The sequence below is a fragment of the Pseudomonas sp. SED1 genome, from assembly GCF_034044025.1.
Taxonomy (GTDB): domain Bacteria; phylum Pseudomonadota; class Gammaproteobacteria; order Pseudomonadales; family Pseudomonadaceae; genus Aquipseudomonas.
The window spans coordinates 52,553-60,223 of sequence record NZ_JAXCIS010000115.1 but is presented as its reverse complement, the minus strand read 5'-3'; the positions used below and the strand labels follow the sequence as shown (position 1 = coordinate 60,223).

At 60.2% G+C, this 7,671-nt stretch carries 7 protein-coding genes; 3 read left to right on the top strand and 4 right to left on the bottom strand.

All coding sequences use genetic code 11. From position 1 onward, the window contains the following. Positions 1-89: 89 nt before the first annotated feature. Entirely contained in the window at positions 90-881 is a 792-nt protein-coding gene (locus tag SNL23_RS14950) for a crotonase/enoyl-CoA hydratase family protein (protein WP_076017350.1), read from the bottom strand. Between the two features lie 423 nt (positions 882-1,304). Between SNL23_RS14950 and SNL23_RS14945 the strand changes: the two genes are divergently transcribed. Then, entirely contained in the window at positions 1,305-2,978 is a 1,674-nt protein-coding gene (locus SNL23_RS14945; RefSeq protein WP_076017351.1) for a DEAD/DEAH box helicase, read from the top strand. Positions 2,979-3,047: 69 nt separating this feature from the next. Here SNL23_RS14945 and SNL23_RS14940 read toward each other — a convergent pair whose 3' ends face one another. Then, positions 3,048-3,815, bottom strand: coding sequence for a DODA-type extradiol aromatic ring-opening family dioxygenase (locus tag SNL23_RS14940; protein WP_076017352.1), 768 nt, complete (start codon positions 3,813-3,815; stop codon positions 3,048-3,050). 101 nt (positions 3,816-3,916) lie between these two features. Here SNL23_RS14940 and SNL23_RS14935 point away from each other — a divergent pair, with 101 nt between their 5' ends. After that, positions 3,917-4,573 carry a thiopurine S-methyltransferase gene (locus SNL23_RS14935; RefSeq protein WP_318302592.1) on the top strand — a complete coding sequence of 219 codons (657 nt, stop codon included), beginning with the start codon at positions 3,917-3,919 and terminating at the stop codon, positions 4,571-4,573. A gap of 51 nt (positions 4,574-4,624) precedes the next feature. On the opposite strand, the gene htpX is transcribed toward SNL23_RS14935, so the two are convergent. Next, positions 4,625-5,512, bottom strand: a complete 888-nt coding sequence (gene htpX, locus SNL23_RS14930; RefSeq protein WP_318302591.1) for a protease HtpX — start codon at positions 5,510-5,512, stop codon at positions 4,625-4,627. A 313-nt stretch (positions 5,513-5,825) separates the two neighbouring features. Continuing rightward, the gene (locus SNL23_RS14925) at positions 5,826-7,037 is read right to left on the bottom strand and encodes a pyridoxal phosphate-dependent aminotransferase (protein WP_076017355.1); all 1,212 of its coding nucleotides are present in this window, start codon (positions 7,035-7,037) and stop codon (positions 5,826-5,828) included. Between the two features lie 202 nt (positions 7,038-7,239). Between SNL23_RS14925 and msrB the strand changes: the two genes are divergently transcribed. Further along, positions 7,240-7,632 carry a peptide-methionine (R)-S-oxide reductase MsrB gene (gene msrB, locus SNL23_RS14920; protein ID WP_010176145.1) on the top strand — a complete coding sequence of 131 codons (393 nt, stop codon included), beginning with the start codon at positions 7,240-7,242 and terminating at the stop codon, positions 7,630-7,632. Positions 7,633-7,671: the final 39 nt, after the last annotated feature.

The window sequence follows — 7,671 nt, the reverse complement described above, 5'->3', positions numbered from 1 at the left end:
TTCAAAAGTGAGCCGCTGTAAGAGCGGAACCAATCGAAGCCGTTACCTAAATAACGGATATGTACCCCGCCCCAAGCCCCCCTCCACAATCAACAGCCTTTAAAAACCCCAGGCCGCTTCTCGACCATCGCCCGTACACCTTCCTTGGCATCCTCACTGTTCAGCAGTTTCTCCACCAGCACGGGCAACCCGGCCGCCGCCGCGATCTCCCCCTCAATCCGCGCCTGGCGGGCCGACATCAGCGTGGCCTGCACCCCCAGCGGCGCCTGCTGGGCTATGCGGTTTGCCAGCGCCACCGCCCGGGGCAGCAAATCCTCGCTGGCCATCACCTCCTGCACCAACCCCAACCGCAGCGCCTCATGGGCATCAAACTCGTCCCCCGTGAGCAACCAGCGCATGGCATTCCCCCACCCCGCGATCTGATGAAAACGCAACGTCGCGCCCCCAAAAGGAAAAATCCCACGCTGCACCTCCATCTGCGCAAAGCGGGTATTGCTGGCACACAGGTTGATATCCGCCGCCAACATCAACTCGATACCAATGGTCAGGCAGTAGCCCTGAGCCGCAACAATCACCGGCTTACTCACCCGGGGCCCCGCGAAAACTCCCCAGGGATCACAACCGCCCAACGGTGGTTGCCAGCCTTGTGCCATCGTTGGACCGACATTGGCCAGGTCCAACCCGGCGGTAAAATGATCGCCATGCCCGAAGACAATGGCCACCCGCGCCTCCTCATTGCGATCAAATTCGCCATAAGCCAGGCTCAACTCATTGAGCAATTCCAGGTCGAACGCATTGCGCTTGGCCACGCGATCCAGGCCCAGCAACAGGATATGGCCCTGCTGTTCACGGCTGACGCGGCTGCTGGTGGCTTGGTTCATGGGGTGTGCCCTCGGGCGCAATGGGAGGTTTCGGACCGAAGGGCCCGCTGTTAAGGGTGAACCGTTTAAGCGTCATGACCAACAGGGCCGGGCCTTTGAAAAATAGACCCAGTCGCCGCAATGCGCAAAGCCTTTGGCGCAGAGCAGTTCCACTGGGTTTTCCGATAAAAAAAGCTCCCTTTTTCAGCGATTTCCGGTATAGTGCGCGCCGGCCTTTAACCGGGCCGCGTTTAGGTAGCGCAATTCCCCGAAGTCAGCTTCGGCTGCACGTCCGCACAGCGGACTCTTCCTTGACGAATCTTTTTCATTCATTCGTTTTCGCAAATCCCCGCCGACAAAGCAGCCAGGGCGACTCTTGAGTCTCAACACGGCATGCGCAGCTTTGGAGCATGGGTCTTTGCGGATGCACTTAGAGGCAGACCCATGACCCAGGAAACCGGCGGCTTCGCCGCTTTTAATCTTAACCCGAATATTCTTGCTGCCGTCATCGCGACTGGCTACGAAGAACCTTCGGCTATTCAGCAGCAATCGATCCCGATCATCATGGCCGGCCAAGACATGATTGGCCAAGCGCAAACCGGTACCGGTAAAACCGCCGCGTTCGCCCTGCCAATCCTGCACTGCATCGATCCTGCCAAGCGCGAGCCGCAAGCCCTGATCCTGGCGCCAACCCGTGAGTTGGCGCTGCAAGTAGCAACCGCTTTCGAAACCTACGCCAAGCAAATGCCGGGCGTTACCGTTGTGGCCGTTTACGGCGGCGCGCCTATGGGCCCACAACTGAAAGCAATCCGTAACGGCGCACAGATCGTTGTCGCCACTCCGGGCCGTCTGTGCGACCACCTGCGTCGCGACGAAAAAGTACTGTCGACCGTGAACCACCTGGTTCTGGACGAAGCTGACGAAATGCTCAAGCTGGGCTTCATGGACGACCTGGAAGTCATCTTCAAGTCGCTGCCAGCAACCCGTCAGACCGTACTGTTCTCGGCCACCCTGCCACAGTCGATCCGTGCCATTGCCGAACGCCATCTGCGCGATCCGCAACACGTGAAGATCCAGACCAAGACTCAGACCGTTACCGCGATCGAACAGGCTCACCTGTTGGTTCACGCTGACCAGAAGACCTCGGCTGTATTGAGCCTGCTGGAAGTCGAAGACTTCGACGCCCTGATCATGTTCGTGCGCACCAAGCAAGCGACCCTGGACCTGGCCAGTGCCCTGGAAGCCAAAGGCTACAAAGCCGCTGCGCTGAACGGTGACATTGCCCAGAACCAACGTGAGCGCGTCATCGACTCCCTCAAGGATGGCCGTCTGGACATCGTTGTGGCGACCGACGTTGCCGCTCGTGGCCTCGACGTTCCACGTATCACTCACGTGTTCAACGTTGACATGCCTTACGATCCAGAGTCCTACGTGCACCGTATCGGCCGTACCGGCCGTGCCGGTCGCGAAGGTCGCGCATTGCTGCTGGTGACTCCACGTGAGCGCCGCATGCTGCAAGTGATCGAGCGTGTAACCGGTCAGAAAGTTGCCGAAGTCCGCCTGCCGGATGCCCAGGCTGTTCTCGATGCCCGCATCAAGAAACTGACCAACAGCCTGTCGCCGCTGGTGGCTGACGCTGAATCGACCCACGGCGACCTGCTGGACCGCCTGACTGCCGATATCGGTTGCACCCCGCGTGCCCTGGCCGCAGCCCTGCTGCGCAAGGCTACCAACGGTCAGGCCCTGACCCTGGCGGCCATCGAGAAAGAACGTCCACTGGTGCCGAACAACGCTCCGCGCGGTGATCGTCCAGAACGTACTGGCGACCGTCCAGACCGTGGTGATCGCGAGCGTCGTGCTCCGGTTCCATTGGCTGAAGGCCGTGCTCGCTGCCGTACCGCGCTGGGCGCGCGTGATGGCATCGCTGCCAAGAACCTGCTGGGCGCTATCCTCAACGAGGGTGGCCTGGCACGTGAAGCGATCGGTCGCATCCAGGTGCGTGACAGCTTCTCCCTGGTGGAGCTGCCGGAAGATGGTCTGGAAAAGCTCCTGACCAAGCTGAAGGACACTCGCGTTGCCGGTAAGCAGTTGAAGCTGCGTCGCTACCGCGAAGATTGATCCGCCCTTGGGCTGATTGATCGAACATAAAAAATCCCCGACTGGTTCGGGGATTTTTTTTGCCTGCGATTAAGCGAAACGATAGATATCCATGCCCAGCGCGCCCAAGGTGAAGCCTTGGTGGGCTGCGCTGAATTCACCGCCTGCGCCCCGGGCAAAGTACAGCGGCAGCAAATGCTCATCGCTGGGGTGGCTGCGCACGGCATGGGGTGCCTGGCGGCGATAGTCGTGCAGGGCGGCTTCATCGTTGGCCGCCAGCTTGCTGACCATCCAATCGCGAAAATCCCGCGCCCAGGGCTCGATGCTCTCCGGCCCGGCATGCCAGTCCAGTTCACCGAGGTTATGGGTAATGCTGCCGGAGCCGATCAGCAGCACGCCTTGCTCTCGCAGGCTCGCCAGTGCATGGCCGACGCGGGTTTGCAGGGCAGGGCCCATGCGGCTTGGCAGCGACACCTGCACCACCGGAATATCGGCAGCCGGGTACATCAGCGACAGGGGCACCCAGGTGCCGTGGTCGAAGGGGCGCTGGTCATCAATGTGCGCCTCCAGGCCGTCAGCCTTGAGCAATTGGACAATCTCGGCGGCCAATGCCGGGTCGCCGGGCGCCGGGTACTGTACGGCGAACAATTCCCGCGGAAAGCCGCCGAAGTCGTGCCAGGTCTCGGGCGCGGCGCTGCCGGTCACCAGCAGGCCCTGGCTTTCCCAGTGTGCCGAGACCACCACAATGGCCTTGGGCCGTGGCAACTCGGCGGCCAGGCGCTTGAGTGCCGGGCCGCTGGCACCGGGTTGCAGGGCAAGCATCGGTGAACCGTGGGAGATAAACAGGCTGGGGAGCATGATCGGGTCCTGAGGGTTAAGATGGGACCATCTTCAATCAGATCATTGATCTAAATCTAATATAAGTTTTAGCGCTATTTGATCAAGTTTTAGGGTGAATCATGGAGCCTGGATTTTGGCATGAGCGTTGGGCGCGCAATCAGACGGGTTTTCATCTGCCCGAGGTGAATCCATACCTGCTGCGCCACTGGCCCGGCCTGGGTGTGGCGAGCGGGGCGCAGGTGCTGGTACCGTTGTGCGGAAAGAGCCTGGACTTGGTGTGGCTGGCGAGTGTCGGGCATCGGGTGATTGGGATCGAGCTGTCGGAAAAGGCCGTTGAGGAGTTTTTCAGCGAGCAGGAACTGACGCCGCAGATCAGTCAGCGCGGTGCTTTCAAGGTCTACCAGGCGGGCTCCATCGAACTCTGGTGCGGGGATTTCTTCGCTCTGGATGCAGGCGCAGTGGCAGATTGCCGGGCGCTTTACGACCGGGCGGCGTTGATTGCCTTGCCGCCGTTGATGCGAGAACCGTACGCCGCACACTTGACCAGGATTCTGGCGGGAGGCAGTCGTGGCCTGTTGATCACCCTCGACTATGAACAGTCGCAGAAGGCTGGCCCGCCGTTTGCGGTGAGCGACGAAGAAGTGCAACTGCTGTTTGGCACGCAGTGGAGCCCCGAGGTACTGGAGCAGCAGGACATTCTGGGGCAGAGCTGGAAGTTTGTTCAGGACGGCGTCACACGCCTGGAAGAGCGGGCGTACCGGTTAGCCAGGCGCTGAATCGCGCCCACAAAAAAGGGGCGATCAAATCGCCCCTTCTTGTTTTTGCTGTCAGCCGCGACGACGCAGTGCGTCAATCCGCTCTTCCAGCGGCGGATGGCTCATGAACATGCGAGCCATGCCTTGCTTGATGCCACCGTTGATGCCAAAGGCAGTCAGGGTGTTCGGCATATGCACCGGCAAGCCTTGTTCGGAGCGCAGGTGCTGCAGGGCGCTGATCATTGCGCCGGTACCGGCCAGGCGTGCGCCGGCTTCGTCTGCACGGAATTCCCGTTTGCGCGAGAACCACATCACGATCGAGCTGGCGAGGAAGCCCAGTACCAGTTCGGCGAAGATGGTCGCCACGTAGTAGGCCATGCCCTGGCCCTGTTCGTTCTTGAAGATCACCTTGTCGACGAAGTTGCCGATGATCCGCGCAAAGAACATGACAAAGGTGTTCACCACGCCCTGGACCAGCGCCAGGGTGACCATGTCACCGTTGGCCACGTGGCCGATCTCGTGAGCCAGCACCGCCTTGATTTCGTCAGGCGAGAAACGCTCCAGCAAACCCTGGCTGACGGCCACAAGGGCGTCGTTCTTGTTCCAGCCGGTGGCAAAGGCGTTGGCTTCATAGGCCGGGAAGATCCCGACTTCAGGCATCTTGATCCCGGCTTCGCGGGACAGTTGCTCGACGGTTTGCAGCAACCATTGCTCATGCCGGGTGCGTGGCTGAGTAATGATCTGGGTGCTGGTGCTCATCCTCGCCATCCACTTGGAGATGAACAGCGAGAAAATCGAGCCGGCAAAACCAAAGACCGCACAGAAGATCAGCAGCTGATTGAGGTTCAGATCAACCCCGTTGGCCGCCATGATCCCATTGAAGCCAAAAAGGCTCAGCGTGATGCTGGCAATCAGCACGACCGCCAGGTTAGTGGCCAAGAACAGCAGAATGCGCATCATGGTTGTAGAATTCTCCTCATGCTAAATATGTCGCGTACTGCGGGGTATATAAGGTGCAGCATGGGGCTATTCAACCGAGGGACTATTTCAAACTGTGTCCTACAGCCTGAATGTAGAGCCTTGAAGGGAATTTCCGAGGCCCGGGGTAGCTCGGCAGTCTCGCTCCATTACCTTGCGGCCCTGTAATTATAGGGTGATGCTCGACCGAGGGGGTAACCGGTGAGTGTGAACGGCGAGGGACCTGCGCAAGGCAGAGAAGTGTTGCCAGATAATCGCTGTACGACCATGGGCGGGCCGTACAGCGCAATGTCCATTACTGGCGATAGGACTTCAGGAAGTTGCCGATACGACCGATGGCCATCTCCAGGTCATCCACCCGCGGCAAGGTGACCACCCGGAAGTGATCCGGCCACGGCCAGTTGAACGCTGTGCCCTGGACCACCAGCAGCTTTTCCGACAGCAGCAGGTCGAGCACGAACTTCTCGTCGTTGAAAATCGGGCACACTTTCGGGTCGATCCGTGGGAAGGCATACAGCGCGCCCATGGGCTTGACGCAGCTGACACCCGGAATCGCGTTCAGCAGCTCCCAGGTGCGGTTGCGCTGCTCGAGCAGGCGGCCTTGTGGCAGCACCAGGTCGTTGATGCTCTGGTAGCCGCCCAAGGCGGTCTGGATGGCGTGCTGGCTCGGCACGTTGGCACACAGGCGCATGTTGGCCAGCATGTCGATGCCTTCGATGTAGCTCTGGGCATTGTGCTTGGGACCGGAAATCGCGATCCAACCGGAACGGAAACCCGCCACCCGGTAGGACTTCGACAGGCCATTGAAGGTCAGGCACAGCAGGTCCGGGGCCAGGGACGCGGTGCAGATGTGCACCGCGTCGTCGTACAGAATCTTGTCGTAGATCTCGTCGGAGAACACCACCAGGTTGTGCTGGCGCGCCAGTTCGAGCATGCCCAGCAGCACTTCCTTGGAGTAGACGGCGCCGGTGGGGTTGTTCGGGTTGATGATCACCAGGGCCTTGGTATTCGGGGTGATCTTGGCCTTGATGTCGGCCAGGTCCGGGAACCAGTCCGCGCCCTCGTCACACAGGTAATGCACCGGATGGCCACCGGCCAGGGTGACGGCGGCGGTCCACAGCGGGTAGTCGGGAGCCGGCACCAGCACTTCGTCGCCATTGTTGAGCAGGGCCTGCATGGACATGACGATCAGCTCGGACACGCCGTTGCCCAGGTAGATGTCCTCGATGCCGACACCTTCAACCTGCTTCTGCTGGTAGTACTGCATGACGGCCTTGCGCGCGCTGAACAGGCCTTTGGAGTCACTGTAGCCCTGGGCGGTCGGCAGGTTGCGGATCACGTCCTGGAGGATTTCGTCCGGCGCTTCGAAACCAAAGGGTGCCGGGTTGCCAATGTTCAGCTTGAGGATGCGATGGCCTTCCTCTTCCAGGCGTTTGGCGTGCTTGAGCACTGGGCCGCGAATGTCGTAGCAGACGTTGGCGAGCTTGTTCGATTTGCTGACCTGCATGGCGATGTGATCCTGAAAATGAACGATCCAGACGGTGTGGAGACTACCGTGCTGAGAATCCTGCGTCGGCCTGACCCATAAATACGTTTGAATGCCGGTAACGCGGGTGCCAGACTGGCGCTTTGAAGAGGCGCAATCATACGTGCCGCCTGATCCATGGAAAAGACACAGATCAGGCTTTTTCAGTTGCCGAGGTGTACCGATGGAAAAGTTGCAGAAAACCGTTGATGAATGGAAAGCCATGCTCGACCCGGAGCAGTACAACGTGTGCCGCCTCAAAGGCACCGAGCGACCGTTCAGCGGCAAGTACAACGGCACCAAGACCGACGGCGTTTACCACTGCATCTGCTGCAATGAACCGCTGTTCGATTCCAGGGCCAAGTTTGACTCCGGCTGCGGCTGGCCCAGCTTCTACGAGCCGATTGCCGAGCAGGCGATGGTCGAGATTCGCGATATCAGCCACGGCATGATCCGTACCGAAGTCACCTGCGCCAAGTGCGATGCGCACCTGGGCCACGTGTTCCCGGATGGTCCGCCGCCGACCGGTTTGCGTTACTGCATCAATTCGGTGTGCCTGGATCTGGTGCCGCGCTAAACCGTCTATCTCCTGCGGGCCTTCGTGTCCGCAGGGGCC